15 protein-coding genes and 1 tRNA gene are annotated in these 16,809 nt (G+C 66.0%); 3 read left to right on the top strand and 13 right to left on the bottom strand.

What is annotated here, in order from left to right; all coding sequences use genetic code 11:
* Positions 1–5 precede the first annotated feature (5 nt).
* Positions 6–95: transfer RNA gene (locus tag EGY25_RS13650), tRNA-Ser, on the top strand.
* Between the two features lie 70 nt (positions 96–165).
* On the opposite strand, the gene EGY25_RS13645 is transcribed toward EGY25_RS13650, so the two are convergent.
* The gene (locus EGY25_RS13645) at positions 166–1,005 is read right to left on the bottom strand and encodes a hypothetical protein (RefSeq protein ID WP_135195477.1); all 840 of its coding nucleotides are present in this window, start codon (positions 1,003–1,005) and stop codon (positions 166–168) included.
* A 208-nt stretch (positions 1,006–1,213) separates the two neighbouring features.
* On the opposite strand from EGY25_RS13645, the gene EGY25_RS13640 reads away from it, so the two are divergent.
* Entirely contained in the window at positions 1,214–2,545 is a 1,332-nt protein-coding gene (locus tag EGY25_RS13640; RefSeq protein WP_135195476.1) for an Hsp70 family protein, read from the top strand.
* Here EGY25_RS13640 and EGY25_RS13635 read toward each other — a convergent pair.
* The 9 genes from EGY25_RS13635 to EGY25_RS13595 all read right to left on the bottom strand — a co-directional run bounded on the left by EGY25_RS13635 (position 2,542) and on the right by EGY25_RS13595 (position 12,475).
* Positions 2,542–3,660, bottom strand: coding sequence for an acyl-CoA dehydrogenase family protein (locus EGY25_RS13635; RefSeq protein WP_135195475.1), 1,119 nt, complete (start codon positions 3,658–3,660; stop codon positions 2,542–2,544). The two genes, EGY25_RS13640 and EGY25_RS13635, sit on opposite strands and share 4 nt — an antisense overlap.
* Before the next feature lie 4 nt (positions 3,661–3,664).
* Positions 3,665–4,846, bottom strand: coding sequence for an acyl-CoA dehydrogenase family protein (locus tag EGY25_RS13630; RefSeq protein ID WP_135195474.1), 1,182 nt, complete (start codon positions 4,844–4,846; stop codon positions 3,665–3,667).
* 131 nt (positions 4,847–4,977) lie between these two features.
* Positions 4,978–6,132 carry a rod shape-determining protein RodA gene (gene rodA / locus EGY25_RS13625; RefSeq protein ID WP_135195473.1) on the bottom strand — a complete coding sequence of 385 codons (1,155 nt, stop codon included), beginning with the start codon at positions 6,130–6,132 and terminating at the stop codon, positions 4,978–4,980.
* Entirely contained in the window at positions 6,129–8,159 is a 2,031-nt protein-coding gene (mrdA, locus tag EGY25_RS13620; RefSeq protein WP_135195472.1) for a penicillin-binding protein 2, read from the bottom strand. Before mrdA ends, rodA begins: the two co-directional genes overlap by 4 nt.
* Positions 8,156–8,674 (bottom strand): hypothetical protein, encoded by a 519-nt coding sequence (locus EGY25_RS13615; RefSeq protein WP_135195471.1) that lies wholly within the window; start codon positions 8,672–8,674, stop codon positions 8,156–8,158. Before EGY25_RS13615 ends, mrdA begins: the two co-directional genes overlap by 4 nt.
* Positions 8,671–9,819, bottom strand: coding sequence for a rod shape-determining protein MreC (mreC, locus tag EGY25_RS13610; RefSeq protein WP_135195470.1), 1,149 nt, complete (start codon positions 9,817–9,819; stop codon positions 8,671–8,673). Before mreC ends, EGY25_RS13615 begins: the two co-directional genes overlap by 4 nt.
* Before the next feature lie 151 nt (positions 9,820–9,970).
* Positions 9,971–11,011: a rod shape-determining protein gene (locus EGY25_RS13605; protein ID WP_135195469.1), complete on the bottom strand. Its 1,041-nt coding sequence runs from the start codon at positions 11,009–11,011 to the stop codon at positions 9,971–9,973.
* Positions 11,012–11,232: 221 nt separating this feature from the next.
* Complete coding sequence (locus EGY25_RS13600) at positions 11,233–11,688, bottom strand: hemerythrin domain-containing protein (protein ID WP_167762552.1); 456 nt, start codon at positions 11,686–11,688, stop codon at positions 11,233–11,235.
* A 73-nt stretch (positions 11,689–11,761) separates the two neighbouring features.
* Positions 11,762–12,475: a TVP38/TMEM64 family protein gene (locus EGY25_RS13595; RefSeq protein WP_135195467.1), complete on the bottom strand. Its 714-nt coding sequence runs from the start codon at positions 12,473–12,475 to the stop codon at positions 11,762–11,764.
* Between the two features lie 125 nt (positions 12,476–12,600).
* Between EGY25_RS13595 and EGY25_RS13590 the strand changes: the two genes are divergently transcribed.
* The gene (locus EGY25_RS13590) at positions 12,601–13,806 is read left to right on the top strand and encodes a pyridoxal phosphate-dependent aminotransferase (RefSeq protein WP_135195466.1); all 1,206 of its coding nucleotides are present in this window, start codon (positions 12,601–12,603) and stop codon (positions 13,804–13,806) included.
* Between the two features lie 49 nt (positions 13,807–13,855).
* On the opposite strand, the gene EGY25_RS13585 is transcribed toward EGY25_RS13590, so the two are convergent.
* The 3 genes from EGY25_RS13585 to secD form a co-directional block, all read right to left on the bottom strand.
* Positions 13,856–14,131 (bottom strand): hypothetical protein, encoded by a 276-nt coding sequence (locus tag EGY25_RS13585; protein ID WP_135195465.1) that lies wholly within the window; start codon positions 14,129–14,131, stop codon positions 13,856–13,858.
* Between the two features lie 89 nt (positions 14,132–14,220).
* Positions 14,221–15,210: a protein translocase subunit SecF gene (gene secF, locus EGY25_RS13580; RefSeq protein ID WP_135195464.1), complete on the bottom strand. Its 990-nt coding sequence runs from the start codon at positions 15,208–15,210 to the stop codon at positions 14,221–14,223.
* Complete coding sequence (secD, locus tag EGY25_RS13575) at positions 15,210–16,802, bottom strand: protein translocase subunit SecD (protein ID WP_135195463.1); 1,593 nt, start codon at positions 16,800–16,802, stop codon at positions 15,210–15,212. The genes secF and secD overlap by 1 nt, the downstream gene beginning before the upstream one ends.
* Positions 16,803–16,809: the final 7 nt, after the last annotated feature.

The raw sequence follows: 16,809 nt of genomic DNA, 5'->3' as shown, positions 1-16,809 counted from the left end.
GGCAAGGAAGTGTGGCCGAGTGGTTTAAGGCACTGGTCTTGAAAACCAGCGACGGTGAAAGCCGTCCGTGGGTTCGAATCCCACCGCTTCCGCCAATATATTGATTTAACTAAGAAATTAACGCCGCTGGCGGATGTCACTCAATCACATGGTGGGAATTTCGCCCTACTTGGCTCCATCAAGCGGAGAAACACCGACCTTCTTCCTGGCCTCGGCATCGATTTTTGCGACATGATCTGTGATGGTCTTAGCCTGCTCCACCGACATGAGTGCGCCGATTGTGCCGTTCAGTTCGGCTCTGATGGATGCCAGCAGCTTTTCTTCTAGCGGCTGGATGAGATTGTGCAGCGCTGGCTCACCATATTCATCCAAGTAGCTGACGTACTCTGGCATTGCCGCCTTGAGCATTTTTATCAGCTCGTTGGGTGGAGCTAGCATGCCTGGCTCCTGACCAAACTTCGCCATCATCAGCATGAAGGTCGGGCGAGCTAATAGTATCCTATAGGCGGAGAACAGCGACCAGACCTGAGGAGACATAAACGGCCGATGATGGTCGGGTGTCGCATCATGTTTATAGCCCTCGGGCCCCATGCTTTTGAGCATTACCTCGGCGAACGACTGCATGTTTCGAGCGTTCTGTGACGCGCCCGCAGCATCACGAAGAAACACGTCCATCTTCATTGTCCCAGTCATGGACGAAATCGCTTTGACTGGCCCTAAATCGACAACGCCTTTCCATACTGCCTCAATCGCCTGCAGCCTGCGCGCTTCCAGGCGTGCGTTCGAATCTGCGAGCCCCCGTAAGGCCCCATCCCGCAGGCTATCCAGTTGCTTTTCGTGGTCCCGAAGTTCAGCCTTTAAGCGTTCCTCGTCTTTACGCAGCTCTGCTTTGAAGTCCTCAAGTCGCCGGTCGAATGAGTGCTTCGCCGCGCCCTCAACAAGTTTCGCGATGAAGTCCTTGCCGAATAACGCCAAGGCTACACCGACTGCTGACGTGACGCTCACGGCCGGGACCCAGTCAAGCCACGTCAAAGTAAAGCCTTCTGGATTAAATGTTGGATATCGTCGCTGATCGTTATCGCTCCAAGCACACGTTCAAAATCAATCAGTGCAAAAATCTTAGCACGAGCCTAGCGACGAGGTATATCGACTTAGCCCTTGCTATTGGCCCGCCTGCCGCTAGGAACCCGGCTCCCCTGCCTGGAGCCCTGCCATGACGGCGACGAAACCGATGACGATCGGCATCGACTTCGGCACGACCAATACGGTCGTCGCCCTGACCGATGCGGACGGTGTTGCGCGATTGGTGACCTTCGGCGCGGTCGAGGGCCAGACCACCACCTTCCGCTCGGCGCTCAGCTTCCAGATCCATCAGGGCGTGGACGGCGAACCGCCCGAGCGCGTGGTCGAGGCCGGTCCCTGGGCCATCGCCGCCTATGTCGAGGATCCGCTGGAGACCCGCTTCATCCAGTCGTTCAAGACCTTCGCCGCCAGCGCCGCCTTCACCGAGACCCGCATCGACAACCGTCGCTATGCGTTCGAGGACCTGCTGGCCGCCTTCCTCCTGCGCCTGCGCCACCATGCGGGCGACGAACTGGCGAGCACCCCGCCCGCCGTGATCGTGGGCCGCCCCGTCACCTTCGCAGGCGGCAATCCTGACGAGACCCTGGCCCTGTCACGCTATCAGACGGCGTTCGAACGGCTGGGCTTCACCGACATCCGCTATGCGCACGAGCCGGTCGGCGCGGCCTTCTACTTCGCGCGTCAGCTAAAGGAGGACGCGACGGTTCTGGTCGCCGATTTCGGCGGCGGCACCAGCGACTTCTCCATCATACGGTTCGAACGGACGGATGACGGCCTGCGTTCGACGCCGTTGGCGCGTTCGGGCGTCGGCGTGGCGGGCGACGCCTTCGACTATCGAATCATCGACCAGCTGGTCTCGCCCGAACTGGGCAAGGGCGGCCTCTACAGCTCGGTCGGCAAGCAGCTGCCGATCCCCCAGCGGTATTATTCCGCCTTCGCCCGCTGGGACCAGTTGGCCCTGCTGCGCGCGTCCCGGGACATGCGCGACATCCGCTCCCTGGCTCGCACAGCCTTGGAGCCGGAGAAGATCGAGCGCCTGATCGAGGTGCTGGACGACAACCACGGTCACGACCTCTACCGCGCCGTGTCCACGCTGAAGATGGCCCTGTCGGCCGAGGAGACCGCCACCTTCCTGTTCGAGGCCGGCGGCGTCCATATCGAAAAACCGGTCGCCCGCGCCGATTTCGAACGCTGGATCGCGCCGGAACTGGCCGCCATCGAAGGCGCGGTGGACGAGGCCATGGCTCGCAGCGGCCTAGGTCCCGACACCATCGACCGGGTCTTCCTGACCGGCGGCACCTCCTTCGTGCCGGCCGTGCGCGCCATCTTCCAGAGCCGTTTCGGCTCAGAGCGGATCGAGACCGGCGGCGAGTTCGAATCCATCGCCGCCGGCCTGGCCCTGATCGGCCGCGAGCCGGATCTGGACCTGTGGAGCGAGAAGGCGGGCCAGAACCGAACCTAGAACCCCTGCGCCCGCGCCACCCGTTCGGCGTGGAAACCGGCGTCGCCCAGCAGTTCGTTCAGCACCCGCACCCGCTTCATGAACAGGCCCACGTCGTATTCGTCGGTCATGCCGACGCCGCCGTGCATCTGGACCGCCTCCTGCACCGCCAGCTCGGCGACGCGCCCCGCCTTGGCCTTGGCGATGGAGGCCGCCAGAGACGCCCCCTCGCGCCCCTCGTCGATGGCGATCTGCGCGCCGATCGTCGCCGCGCGGGCCAGCTCCAGCTCGGAGAACAGATGCGCGGCCCGGTGCTGCAGCGCCTGGAACTCGCCGATCAGCTTGCCGAACTGTTTGCGGGTCCGCAGATAGTCCAGCGTCGTCTTGAACGCCTGATCGCCGGCGCCCGTCAGGCTGGAGGCCGCGCAGGCCCGCCCCAGGCTCAGCGCCCCGTCCAGCAACGCCTCCCCGCCCCCGACCGCACCGATCACCGCGTCCGCATCGACCGCCACGTCGGTCAGCGTGACCCGCGCGGCGTTGTGCGCATCCACCATCATCGTGCGCTCGATCTCGACGCCCGCCGTCGCCGGATCGACCAGGAACAGCGTCGTCCCCTCGTCCGCCGTTGCTGCGACGATCAGGGCGTCCGCAACATGGCCGTCCAGCACGAAGGCCTTGGCGCCGCTCAGCCTGAAGCCGTTTCCGACCCGCTCGGCTCGCGTGGCGATGCGCGACGGCGCGTGCTTGGCGCCCTCGTCCACCGCCAGCGCCAGAATGGCCTCGCCCGCCGCGATCTTGGGCAGCCACGCCTGCTGCGCCTGCGACCCGCCCTCGATCAGCACCTTGGCCGACAGGATCGACGACCCGAGATAGGGCGACGGCGTCAGGGTGCGCCCCAGGCTCTCGGCGATCACACCGGCCTCCACGGCGCCCAGCCCCATGCCGCCCAACGCCTCGGGAATGATGACGCCGGCGAAACCCATCTCGCCGAACGCCCGCCACAGGTCGCGCGACACCCCGTCGGCGTCGCGGTCGTTGCGCAGCTTGCGCAGGTGGGCAATCGGCGCCTGTTCGTTCAGGAAGCCGTCGGCGGCGTCCTGCAACATCGTCTGTTCTTCGGTCAGGATCAGCGGCATCGTCTCACGCTCCCGGCAGTTGCAGCAGGTGTTTGGCGATGATGTTCAGCTGAACCTCGCTGGTGCCGCCCTCGATGGAGTTAGCCTTGGTCCGCAGCCAGTCGCGGGCTGTCTTGCCGTCGTGCGACCGCTCGCCTTCCCATTCCAGTGCATCGGCCCCGCCCGCCGCCATCAGCAGTTCGTGGCGGCGCTTGTTCAGTTCCGACCCATAGTATTTCAGCATCGATGCGATGGCGGGGTGCGCCTGTTTGGCCTTCACCTGATCCCCCACCCGCTCCATCGCCAGACGGAAGGCGGCGGCGTCGATCTCCAGATCCGCGATCCGGGCGCGCAGCATCGGCTCGTCCAGCCGCCCGGCCTCGTCCGCGCCGATGGCGTCCAGCGCCACCTGCCCCACGGGCCGCCCGCCGCCGACCTCGCCCATGGCGCCGATCATCGTCCGCTCATGCGCCAACAGATATTTGGCCACGTCCCAGCCCCGGTTCAGCGTCCCGACCAGGTTTTCCTTCTCTACCCGCACGTCGTCGAAAAAGGTCTCGCAGAAGGGCGACTTGCCGCTGATCAGGGTGATCGGCCGCGTCGTCACGCCCGGCGTCTTCATGTCGAACAGCACGAAGCTGATGCCCAGATGTTTGGGCGCATCCGGGTCCGTCCGCACCAGGCAGAATATCCAGTCGGCCTTGTCGGCGTAGGAGGTCCAGATCTTCTGGCCATTGACGATCCAGTGGTCGCCGCGATCCTCGGCCCGCGTCTGAATGGACGCCAGATCCGACCCCGCACCCGGCTCGGAATAGCCCTGGCACCAACGGATCTCGCCGCGCACGATCTCTGGCAGGAAGCGTTTCTTCTGCTCCTCGGTCCCGAAGGCCAGCAGCGCCGGGCCCAGCATCCAGACGCCGAAACTGGCCAGGGCCGGTTGCGCCTTGATGCGCCGCAGTTCGGACGCCAGCACCTTGGCCTCCTCGCGGCTCAGCCCCCCGCCGCCGTATTCCGCCGGCCACTCCGGCGCGGTCCAGCCGCGCGCCCCCATCCGCTCCAGCCACAGCCTGTGCGCCGGCGTCTTGAACGTGGCGTCCCGCCCGCCCCAGATCATCTCGTCGTCGGCCATCGGCCCGCGACATTCGGCCGGGCAGTTCGCCTCCAGCCAGGCGCGCGTCTCGGCGCGGAATCGCTCCAGATCGGTCATCCATCGTCTCCCATGGCGTGCGTCGCTGACCGGCCGGAGCCGATGCGAGACATCGTTGGGAACGACCTTATCCGGGAAATCCTCGCCTTAGAAAGCGAAACCTGAATGCCGATCACTTAGCTGACGTAACGTCATATCAGCCCATGACCCTTGGGCAGTTCGGCGTAGCGGTGGACCCGCGTCGCCATCACCAGGCCGAACCCGATCATCACCGTCAGCATGACGGTGCCGCCATAGGACAGCAGCGGCATCGGCACGCCCACCACGGGCGCCAGCCCCATCACCATCGCCCCATTGATCAGCACATACAGCGCGAACGTCGCCGTCACCCCCGACGCCGCCAATCGCCCGAAGTGGCTGTGCGACAGCGACGCGATCCTCAACGAGATCAGGATGATGGCCGCATAGCAGGCCAACAGAGTGAAGGTGCCCACGAAGCCGAACTCCTCGGCGAAGGCGGCGAAGATGAAGTCGGTCTGGCGCTCGGGCAGGAACTCCAGCTGGCTCTGGCTGCCCAGGCCGAACCCGCGCCCCAGCGGTCCGCCCGATCCCATGGCGATCTTGGACTGCACGATCTGATAGCCCTTGTCCGACATGTCGGCCTCGGGGTTCAGGAAGGTCAGCACCCGGTGGCGCTGATAGTCGTGCATGCCGAACATGACATAGGGCGGGACCAGCACAGCCGCGGCGACGATCAACGGCAGGATAATCCGCCAGCTCAGTCCGGCGACGAACATGATCGCCGCTCCCGTCATGCCGATCAGCATGGCCGAGCCCAGGTCCGGCTGGTGCGCCACCAGCAGGAACGGCAGGCCGATGATCCCGACCGGGAAGATCAGCTTCCAGTGGAAACTCGCCTCCTTGGCCGATGCGCCGTGATACCAGCGCGCCAGGGCCAGCACGACGCCGATCTTCATGATCTCGGACGGCTGAAGACGTATGAAGCCCAGATCCAGCCATCGCGTGGCGCCCAAGGCCGTATAGCCCAGCGGCGTCTCCACCAGCGCCAGCATGAACAGCGCCATCCCATAGATCGGATAGGCCAAGGCGAACCAGTAGCGGATGTTGATCATCGACAGCGCCAGCATCAGCGCCAGACACATGCCGAACCGGATCAGATGCTTCGCCGCCCAAGGCGACCACGACCCACCCGCCACGGAATAGAGCATCAGGGCGCCGGTGCCGGACACGACGCACAGAAGCGCCGTCAGCCGCCAGTCGATCTGGCCGATCTTGGTCGAGACGCGTTCGCGCTCGCCGGGACGTGAAAGGGCCGATGCGGTCAACGGCGCGGCTCGGACAGATAGGGGCGCGGGCCGCTGGTCGTCGTGGGCGCAGCTCGGGGGGCTTGAGGCGTCGCGACCACATCCGGCTCGGGCGCGGCGCCGACGACGCCGTCCTCGACGATGGCGGCCCCCGTCGGTTCGGGCGGCAGCGGCCGCTCGATCCGCGCACGCATGTCGGGATCCTTCAGCAGCACCGTGCGCATCACTTCGCGGGCGCGCGGCGCGCCGGCGGTCGCTCCGCCCTTGCCGCCGTGCTCCACGATGATGGCGACGGCGTATCTCGGCGCATCGACCGGCGCGAAGGCCACGAACAGATTGTGGTCCTTCAGCGCCCAGATCTCGCTCTTGCGTGAGCCGGTGCCATAGTTGCGGACCTGGGCCGTGCCGGTCTTACCCGCCATCTGAATGTCGCCCAGGCCCAGCTGGCTCTGGCGATAGGCCGTGCCGGAACGGTCGTTGGCCACGGCGATCATGCCCTGGCGCACATATTCGACGTGGGCGGGATCGAACGGCAGGTCCGGCGCCTCTGCCCCGCTGGGCTGTTCGACGCCGCCGATCGATTTGATCAGACGCGGCTGCAGCTGCTTCTTGCCATTCGCCAGGCGCGAGGTCATGACCGCCAGCTGCAGGGCGTTGACGGTGATGGCCCCCTGCCCGATGGCGACCGACGTCGTCTCGCCCGGATGCCAGACGGGATCGCGCGGGAAGGTCCGGGCCTTCCATTCCGTGGACGGCAACAGGCCCTTGCGCTGGTTGCCCACACCGATGTCGAACTCATGCTCGAAGCCCAGGGCCAGGCCGGCCTTGCGGATGTTGTCGACGCCCGCGCGATTGCACATGGCATAGAAATAGACGTCGCAGGAGTTCTTGATCGCGTCGTGCATGTTCTGGGTGCCGTGACGGCCCCAGCAGCGCTGCGTCCGGTTGCCGGTGCGATACGAACCCGAGCAGAACACCGTCAGGTTCGGATCGACGCCCGCCTCCAGCAAGGCCAACGCCGTCGTCGGCTTGAAGGTCGATCCCGGCGGGAAGGTGCCGTTCAGCGTCTTGTCCAGCAACGGCTTGCGCTCATAGTCCGCCAGCGCGCGATAAGTCTTGGTCGGCACCCCGCCGACGAACAGGTTGGGATCGAACGACGGCGCCGACATCATGCACAGGATGTCGCCGTTTCGCACATCCATGACGACACAGGCCCCGGACTCGTCGCCGAAAACCTCAAGCGCCCGGTTCTGCACGTCGGCGTCCAGCGTCAGGATGACTTCCTTGCCCGGCACGGCCGGCCGAGATCCGCCGATGTCCTCGGCGACCACGCGCCCGCGCGCATCGACCTCGACCCTGTTGCCGCCCGGCTCGCCGCGCAGCGACAGATCCAGCGCCTTTTCGACGCCTTGGCGACCGATACGGAAGCTGGGGTTGAACAACAGGGCCGGCGGCTGCTCGCCCTTGTCGCGGATCGCCTTGACGTCCCGATCCGACACCTTGGCCACATAGCCGATGACATGGGCGAACGATCCGCCGAACGGATAGTAACGCGCCTCGTTCATGTCGACCATCACGCCCGGCAGCTCGTTGGCGTACTGGTTGACCTTGGCGAACTCTTCCCAGGTCAGGTCGCTCTTGACCGGCACGGGATTGAACTTGGACGCCGCATTGACGTCGCGGATGATGGCGCGCCTACGCTCCAGCGTATCGGGCAGCAAACGACCCAGCAGGTCCAGCGTCTGGTCCAGATCCTTGGTCTCGTCGCGCACGACCAGCACCCGGAAACTGGGGCGGTTGCCGGCGATGACGACGCCGTTGCGGTCCTTGATCAGGCCGCGCGGCGGCGGGACCATGCGGAAGTTGAACTGGTTCTGCGACGACAGGGTCGCATACTCCTGGGCCTGCACGACCTGAAGCTGACCCAGCCGCCCGATCAGGGCCGTGATGCCCAGCGCCGATACCCCGCCCAGCACGAAGGTCCGCCGCAGGAACGACCCCTGACGCTCGTTCACGTCCGCAAAGAAGATGGAGGGTTCGCCGCTCATCTGAACCGAATATCCCCGTCGTCGAAACGCTCCAACATCCAGTTGGCGACCGGAAACAGCAGCAGCGTCGGCAAGACCTGACCGATCAGCGGCAACAGAGCCGGCGCATTCGCCGCCCGCATCGTCACCACAAGATAGGCCAACAAAAAGGCGCCCAGGGTGCAGGCGGCATAGGCGCCGAACCGAACAAGTCCCTCATGGCCCGCCAGCAGGTTACGCGACAACAGCACGGTCCCATAGACCGCCATCAGGCACAGCGCCCAAAGACCGAGAGGCGCATTCCAGAACAGGTCGAGGAAAAGCCCGACCAGAAACAGAACCGCCGGCGCCGTCATCGATGGACGGATTAGCGGCCAGGCGAAGGCCAGGATCATCGGGATCACCGGCTCGGGCAGATGCAGGCCGAACATCTGGATCGGCGTCCCCAGGACGACGGTGGCGGCGAGGGCGACCAGCGCCGGATAGACGATCCACTGCAGAGGTCCGACGACACGGACCGCGACCGGCCGTCTCACGCCGCGCCCCCCGGAGCATCTGCGGGGACCGTCGGCGTCGCGACAGGCGCGGGCGGCGGCGTCGCAACGGCGGGTCTCGGCGCCGTCGTCGCAGGCCGGGCGGCGTTGGGCGTCGTCGAAGGCGCGGCCGCAGGCGTGACCGGAGCAGCCGCAGCGGCGCGAGCGCGCTCCGCCTGGGCCTGCTGCGCGGTCTGACGGCGTGCGGCGGCGTCGCGAATCGCCCCGGCCTCGGCGGCGTTCGGCTCAGGCGCCGTGGCCAGCCCCGCCAGAGGCGGCGCATTCAGGGCGTCGGGGCTGACCAGTTGGCCGAAGGTCTGGAACAACAGCACACGGACATAGTCCACCGCGCCGTGATCGCTGAACAGTTTGACGCGCCAGGCGCCGTCTACGCCCTTGGCCGCCACCCCGACCGGCAGACCGCGCGGCAAGCCGCCGCCGTCGCCCGAACTCAGGATGCGGTCGCCCGCCTGGATCGAACCGGCGCCGCGAATGAACTCAAGCCGGGGACTGTCGCCGCCGTCGCCGGTCAGCATGGCGCGCGCATCCGTACGCTCGATCATGACGGGGGTGCGCGAGGCCACGTCGGTCAGCAGGACCACGCGACTGACGCCGCTGGTGACGCCGGATATGCGACCGACCAGGCCGTGTTCGGTGACGACCGGATTGCCGATGCGCACGCCCTTGGTTGAGCCGACATCGATCAACTTGGCGCGATTGAACGGCCCACGCGCGTCAGAGATCGCCCGCCCCGTCGCCATGGCGACCGCCGGCTCGGTCCGCAGACCCAGCAAGGCTTCATACCGACCATTGATGTTCTTCTGTGCGATCGCTTCGTCGCGCCAGCCGCGCAGCTCGACGATCTCGGCCTTCAGGCGGCGGTTCTCGCCGATCGCGAAGAAATAGCCGCCGACATAGTCTCTGGCCGCCCCGGCCCAGCGTACCGGCGCGGCGAACACGCCGCCCACCGGCCCCGCCGCCGCTTCGAATCCGCCGCGCGCTGCGCCCATGCTGGATCCGCCCTCGGACGTCGTCCGGTCGCCCAGCAACAGGAAAATCGCCCCGATAATGGCCACGACAACGACTACCGCAGCGGTCCACGCCAGCGGCACCTTGATGTTTTCAAAAGGGCCGTCGCGAAACGCCACGGGCGACCTTCCACTCAAAGGGTTGGAATCGGCAGGACGCCCCCTGCCGCTATGCCTGCCTATCGCAGGATCAAGGCCGGAATGGAACCGTGATCACGCAGGCCTGACAAGGATTTGCGGCCAAGCTCTCACTTGGCCGCAACGACAATCATCAGAGCGCGGAGTCGAGGATGCCCTTCATCCAGCGCGGGTGTTCCAGAACGCGGCCGCAGCCGATGGCGACGCACGACAGCGGATCGTCGGCCACCGAGACCGGCAGGCCGGTGTGATCGCGGATCTCGATGTCCAGGCCGCGCAGCAGAGCGCCGCCGCCCGTCAGCATGATGCCCTTGTCGGCGATGTCGGCGGCCAGTTCCGGCGGGGTGGCTTCCAGCGCGACCTTCACGGCCTCGATGATCTGCGTGACCGGTTCGGCCAGGGCTTCGGCGGCCTGGCGTTCCGAGATACGGACTTCGCGCGGCACGCCCTGCATCAGGTCACGGCCCTTCACCTCGATCGACAGGCCTTCGCCGTCGGCCGGGATACGGGCGGTGCCGATGTCCTTCTTGATGCGTTCGGCGGTCGTTTCGCCGATCAGAAGGTTATGGTTGCGACGCATGTAGCTGATGATGCTGTCGTCCATCTTGTCGCCGCCGACGCGGACCGAACGCGAATAGACGATGCCCGACAGAGACAGGACGGCGACTTCCGTCGTGCCGCCGCCGATGTCGACGACCATCGAGCCGGTCGGCTCGTGAATCGGCAGGCCGGCGCCGATCGCGGCGGCCATCGGCTCGTCGATCAGGCCCACGCGGCGCGCCGAGGCGTTCAGGCAGCTGTCGTTGATCGCGCGACGCTCGACCGCCGTGGCGCCCGACGGCACGCAGACGATGATCTTCGGGTTCACGAAGCCCTTACGGTTATGAACCTTGCGGATGAAGTGCTTGATCATCTCTTCGGCGACTTCGAAGTCGGCGATGACGCCGTCGCGCATCGGGCGGATGGCTTCCATGTGACCCGGAGTGCGGCCCAGCATCTGCTTGGCCTCTATGCCCACGGCGTGGACGACCTTGCGCCCGCCGACGTTTCTCAGCGCCACGACCGACGGCTCGTTCAGGACGATGCCCTTGCCCTTCATGTAGATCAGGGTGTTGGCGGTGCCCAGGTCCATCGCGATGTCATTCGAGATCGCGCCGAAAAGGGAAAAACTCATGGGAATCGATACCGTTGTTAGCTGGCAGGGCGTCTGGTTATCTCAGTCGACCTGGCGACGCCCCAACTGCCCTGACATCCCCACGCCGGACAGTTCCTGATCGTATTCGCCACGCCTACTAGCGGCGGGTGTGCCTGTATGAAACCGGGATTACAAGCCCTGATGACGGTCTCGTCATATAGGGTTGTCATCAGGCGGGCGAGCGCCTGTGGATGCAAAACTCAGGACGCGCCGACGGCCCCGCCCTTCATGGAGCTTGATCGAGCGTCGGCCGCCTCCATCGCCGGATAAAGGGTGTCGTCCTCACGCGCGACCCGGTGCGCCAGCGCGCCGATCAGCCCCTTGCTCGCTGTGGCGAACCGGCGCCGATCCGACAGGATCCTGGCCTGCGACCACTCGTCGAAGTAATGCGCCCAGGCTCCGCTGACCGCGCCCATGTCATCGACGTAATCTTCCGCCAACTGACGGACCGAAGGATCGTCCGACCGTAGAAGCACAGGATAGAGTTCGCCGTCCTCGATCGCGAGGTGTTCGATCAAGGCCGCGTTCAACGCGGTCATAAGCTCTCGCGCACGAGAAGCGTCGTCCTGCGTCTTCAGGATTTCGGCCAAGCCGCCCAGCGCGCTGCCCAGGCGAATGATCCGACGGTGCTGCGCCTTCAGTATCTCGACGTCCATCGCGATACCTCCCAACCTGCACATTACAACCTTTAGGTGAACCACTCCTAAACGAAAGGCTAGGCGAATTTCCTCACTCGCCGCGCGCGGTCTCGCGCCGCTTCACCAGTTCGCGCACCACCAGCATCAGCACCAGCCAGGCCATAGCCACGCCCGCCAGAATGGCCGAGGTCCAGATTCCGTCGCCGCTGACCGCCGTCATGAAGGACCCGCCAAAGAAGGCCACCAGCGCCGTCTTGGGCAGCACCCCAAGAGCGCAGCCGGCCAGGAACGCCGGAAACGACGTCCGCGCGGCGCCGAACGCCATGTTGACGACGATGAAGGGCGCGGACGGCACGTTGCGGATCATGAAGCTGGCGTAGAAGCCGTTCTTGCCGACGAACCGGGTCAGCCGCCCCACGGTGCGCCCGCCGTGGCGCTCCAGCAGCCGCGCCGTCGGTCCTCGCCCCAGCCAATAGGTCACGCCCGCCGAAACGACGGTCGCGATCCAACTATAGAGAAACCCGAACCACGGCCCGAACGCCACGACGCAGGCGGCGATCAGGATGAACTGTGGCGCGGCGAAGAAGGCGGCGAGCGTGAACACAACGATGGCGGCGGCCAGCCCCCACGGCCCCTGACGGAACCCGACCAGCCAGTCCTCCAGCCGTCCCTCGGCCTCCAGCCCCAGCTGGCTCTTGCCCACGGCGAACAGGGCGATCATCGCGCCCAGCAACAGGGCCGTCGCCAGCACGGCGCGCCAGCGACGCGCCTCCATGTTCGACAGGAAATCGATGATCCAGCGCATCAGAGGCGCCGCTTAACACCCCGCCCGCGCATTGGCGAGCTTCAGCGCATTGTCCCGCGCCGCGACCGCGCGTAAACAACCCCGCCCTCCCCAGGCAAGAATCTTCCAAAACCCACGGGATAGTCATGTCCAGCCTGCAATCTTCCGCCCTCGCCCGCGTCAAGCCTTCGGCCACCATCGCCGTGACCGCCCAGGCGCGAAAGCTTAAAGCCGAAGGTCGCGACGTGATCGGCCTGGGCGCCGGAGAGCCCGACTTCGACACCCCCGAGAACATCAAACAGGCCGCCATCGACGCGATCAATCGCGGCGAGACCAAATACACCGACGCCGACGGCATGCCCGAGCTGAAGGCCGCCATCGTCGCCAAGTTCAAGCGCGAGAACGGCCTGGACTATACGGCCGCGAACATCCACGTCGCGCCGGGCGGCAAGCCCGTCATCTTCAACGCCCTGGTCGCCACCCTGAACCCCGGCGACGAGGTCATCGTGCCCGCCCCCTACTGGGTCTCCTATCCCGACATGGTCCTGCTGGCCGGCGGCGAGCCCGTCACCGTGGTCGGCGAGGAGAAGGACGGCTTCAAGCTTCTGCCCGCCGTGCTGGAGGCGGCGATCACGCCCCGCACCAAGTGGCTGATCCTGAACAGCCCGTCCAACCCCACGGGCGCCGCCTATACCCGCGCCGAGCTGGAAGCCCTGGCCGAGGTCCTGCGTCGCCATCCGCACGTCTGGGTGCTGACGGACGACATGTATGAGCACCTCGTCTATGGCGACTTCGAATACACCACCATCGCCCAGGTGGCCCCGGATCTGATCGACCGTACACTGACGGTCAACGGCGTCTCGAAGGCCTATGCCATGACCGGCTGGCGCATCGGCTACGCTGGCGGACCCAAGCCGCTGATCGACCTGATGCGCAAGGTGGCCAGCCAGACGACCTCAAACCCCGCCAGCATCAGCCAGTGGGCGGCGGTCGAGGCCCTGAACGGAACCCAGGACTTCATCCCTGAGCGCAAGGCCGCCTTCGAGCAGCGCCGCGACCTGGTCGTGTCGATGCTGAACCAGGCGACCGGGATCACCTGCGCCACGCCCGAGGGCGCCTTCTACGTCTATCCGTCCATCGCCGGCCTGATCGGCAAGACGACGGACAACGGCGTGGTCATCGACGGCGACAGCACCTTCGCCGCCGAACTTCTGAACGCCGAGGGCGTCGCCGTGGTCCAGGGCGAGGCCTTCGGCCTCAGCCCCTATTTCCGCATCAGCTACGCCACCTCTGACGCCGTGCTGGAAGAAGCCTGCACCCGCATCCAGCGCTTCGTCGCCTCGCTGCGCTGACGAAACCAAGGGCGGGGGCTTCGGTCCCCGCTCGCTGTTTGCGCGGCCTTTAGGTGCTCGGCTGCGTATAGACGACGCGGCAATCGCCATCGATGGTCGTGTAGCGATTGTTCGCCGCGTCCACGAACGAGATCCGTCCTCCGTCGTCATACTCGACCTTGCCGGTCGAGCGTCCCTTGAAGTTCTCCACCCCATAGGTCCAGCAGGTGATGTCCGCCGGCTTGTCGCCCCAGGTCGCGTCATTGCGCGCGCGCTTGCTGTCGGTGCAGGCGGACAGGGCGCCGGTCAGGGCGATGGCGGTGACTGTGATGGCGAGAGCTTTCATAAGCCCAGCCTTGCACGGACGACGCCCAAGGAAAAGGCCGCCCAAGCGATGCCAGGGCGGCCTGATTTTCGATGACGCGGAGCCTGCCTCTACGGCCGGCTGGCCATGCCCAGCTTCACCGGCTTGGCGTCGTCGGCCAACGTGCCGCGCTTGACGCCCCACAGCAGGATGATCGGCGCGCCGACATAGATCGACGAATAGGTGCCGATGATGATGCCGAACATCAGGGCGATGGAGAAGCCGAACAGGGCCTCGCCGCCGAAGACGGCCAGGGCCGCCAGCACCATGACCGCAGTCACGCCGGTGATGATCGTCCGCGACAGAGTCTCGTTCAGCGACAGGTCGATCACGTCGCGCAGCGGCATGGTCTTGTATTTGCGCAGGTTCTCACGAAGACGGTCGAACACCACCACGGTGTCGTTCATCGAATAGCCGATCACGGTCAGGACGGCGGCGACCATGTTCAGGCTGAACTCCAGCTTGAACAGCACGATCAGCCCGAACGTCAGGATCACGTCGTGCAGCAGGCCGACCACGGCGCCGAAGCCGAACTGCGGCTCGAACCGGAACCAGATGTAGAGGAACATCAGGCCGATCGCGACGCCCAGGGCCAGCAGGCCCGAGGTGAACAGCTCGCCCGAAACCTTGGAGCCGACGACGCTGACGCCCGAATAGGTGACTTCGCCGACCGCTTGGCTGATGGCACCCTCGACCTGGTTGACCACCTGGGTCTGGTCGCGGCCTTCCGGCACCTGGAAGCGCAGGATGGCCGTCGAGCCGTCATCCGCATTGGTGTCGCGACGCGCGATGCCCTGCACCTGGACGTCGCCCAGGTTCAGGCCGTTCACGGACTCGCGCACGCGGTCCAGTTCGATCACCTGGCCGGCCGGCTTGGACACCTCCATCGAGGCGCCGCCCCGGAAGTCGATGCCCATGTTCAGGCCGGGATAGAAGCACGAGACGATCGCCGCGATGCACAGGACCACCGACAGCACGCCGGCGAACCGAGCGTATTTGACGAAATGGAAGTTCGTCTTCTGCGGCAGCAGTTTGATGAGGGGCCATCCACGCATCGCCATCACTCCGCGATCGGCAGTTTTTTGGGCTTGGCCGTCTTGAGCCAATACCCGAGCAGGACCTGGGCGACCAGGACCGAAGAGAAGACCGAGGTGAAGACGCCGATGGTCAGGGTCCAGGCGAACCCGCGCACCGGCCCTTCGCCGAAGATGAACATGATGCCCGCCGCGACCAGGGTCGTCAGGTTGGCGTCGATGATGGTGCCCATGGCCTTGTTGAAGCCGGCGTCCATCGACGCGATGACGCTGCGGCCCGACCGGGCCTCGTCACGCATCCGCTCGTAGATCAGCACATTGGCGTCCACCGCGACCGCGAAGGTCAGGATCAGACCCGCGATGCCCGGCAGGGTCAGCGTCGCCTGCGTTAGCGACATGGCCGCCACGATCAGCACGCCGTTCAGCACCAGGCCGACCACGGACACGCCGCCGAACAGCAGGCCATAGGCCAGGATCATGAACAGCACGATGATGGCGAACCCGACCGCGGTCGACAGGGCGCCGGCGGAGACCGCATCGGCGCCCAGTTCGGCCGTCACGGTGCGGCGTTCCTCGACGTTCAGCGGCGCCGGCAGGGCCCCGCCGTTCAACAGGTTCACCAGGGTCGCGGCTTCCTGAATGGAGAAGTTGCCCGTGATCTGGCCCGACCCGCTGGTGATCGCGCTCTGGATCGTCGGGGCCGAAATGACCTTGCCGTCCAGGATGATGGCGAAGGGCTTCTGAAGATTGGCGGCGGTCGCCTCGCCGAACCGGCGTGCGCCGGCGCCGTCGAAGCGGAAATCGATGGCCGGGCGGCCGCTCTGGTCCGAACCGACGCCCGCGCGGGTCAGGTTCTCACCCGACACCAGAACGCGCTTCTTGACCAGGTACGGCGTGCCGTCCTCGCCGACCAGCAGTTCGGAATCCGGCGGGACGCGACCGGCCTGGGCCTCGGTTACCGAGTTCTCGACGTCCACCATCTGGAAGGTCAGTTGGGCCGTCTGGCCGATGACTTCTTCCAGCTTGGTCGGATCGCTCTCGCCCGGCGCCTGGACCACGATGCGGTCGGCGCCCTGACGGGTGATGGAGGGTTCGCGCGTGCCCAGGCTGTCGATCCGGCGGCGCACCACCTCGATCGACTGATCCACGGCCGTCGCGCCCATGCCGTTCAGCGCGGCGTCGGTGTAGGCGAAGCGGATGCGGTTGTCGCCCAGGCGCGTCGCTGCGCGTTCGACCTGCCCGCCCGCGCCGGCCTGACCGGCCAGTTGCTGCAACGCCTTGAACGCCGCATCGCTCTGGGCCGGATTGGCCAGGGTGACGACCACGCCGCCGGCTTCACGCTGGAAGCCGTTGGTGGCGATGCCTGCGCCGTTCAGCGTGACCCGAACGTCTTCGATCAGGTTGGTGACGCGCTTCTCGCGCATCGCCGGCACGTCGACTTCCAGCAGCAGATACGATCCGCCCTGAAGGTCCAGCCCCAGATTCAGCTTGTTCTTGGGCACGAAGCCCGGCAGCGCCTCGCGTTGGGCATCCGACAGCACGTTCGGGAATGCGAACAGGCAACCGAAGACGGCCGCGACGACGACGAGAATGACTTTCCAGCGCGACAGCTGAATCATGAGGGCG

This window comes from Brevundimonas intermedia (assembly GCF_004614235.1).
In the GTDB taxonomy this organism is placed as follows: domain Bacteria; phylum Pseudomonadota; class Alphaproteobacteria; order Caulobacterales; family Caulobacteraceae; genus Brevundimonas; species Brevundimonas intermedia_A.
This window is presented reverse-complemented; position numbering and strand designations above follow the sequence as displayed.

What these genes read in the sequence shown, in the direction of transcription:
- EGY25_RS13605 (WP_135195469.1), bottom strand. Translation starts at nt 11,011, where the DNA reads ATGAGTTTTTCCCTTTTCGGCGCGATCTCGAATGACATCGCGATGGAC.
- EGY25_RS13585 (WP_135195465.1), bottom strand. Translation starts at nt 14,131, where the DNA reads ATGAAAGCTCTCGCCATCACAGTCACCGCCATCGCCCTGACCGGCGCC.
- EGY25_RS13640 (WP_135195476.1), top strand. Translation starts at nt 1,214, where the DNA reads ATGACGGCGACGAAACCGATGACGATCGGCATCGACTTCGGCACGACC.
- mrdA (WP_135195472.1), bottom strand. Translation starts at nt 8,159, where the DNA reads ATGAGCGGCGAACCCTCCATCTTCTTTGCGGACGTGAACGAGCGTCAG.
- secD (WP_135195463.1), bottom strand. Translation starts at nt 16,802, where the DNA reads ATGATTCAGCTGTCGCGCTGGAAAGTCATTCTCGTCGTCGTCGCGGCC.
- EGY25_RS13595 (WP_135195467.1), bottom strand. Translation starts at nt 12,475, where the DNA reads ATGCGCTGGATCATCGATTTCCTGTCGAACATGGAGGCGCGTCGCTGG.
- secF (WP_135195464.1), bottom strand. Translation starts at nt 15,210, where the DNA reads ATGGCGATGCGTGGATGGCCCCTCATCAAACTGCTGCCGCAGAAGACG.
- EGY25_RS13630 (WP_135195474.1), bottom strand. Translation starts at nt 4,846, where the DNA reads ATGACCGATCTGGAGCGATTCCGCGCCGAGACGCGCGCCTGGCTGGAG.
- EGY25_RS13590 (WP_135195466.1), top strand. Translation starts at nt 12,601, where the DNA reads ATGTCCAGCCTGCAATCTTCCGCCCTCGCCCGCGTCAAGCCTTCGGCC.
- EGY25_RS13635 (WP_135195475.1), bottom strand. Translation starts at nt 3,660, where the DNA reads ATGCCGCTGATCCTGACCGAAGAACAGACGATGTTGCAGGACGCCGCC.
- EGY25_RS13600 (WP_167762552.1), bottom strand. Translation starts at nt 11,688, where the DNA reads ATGGACGTCGAGATACTGAAGGCGCAGCACCGTCGGATCATTCGCCTG.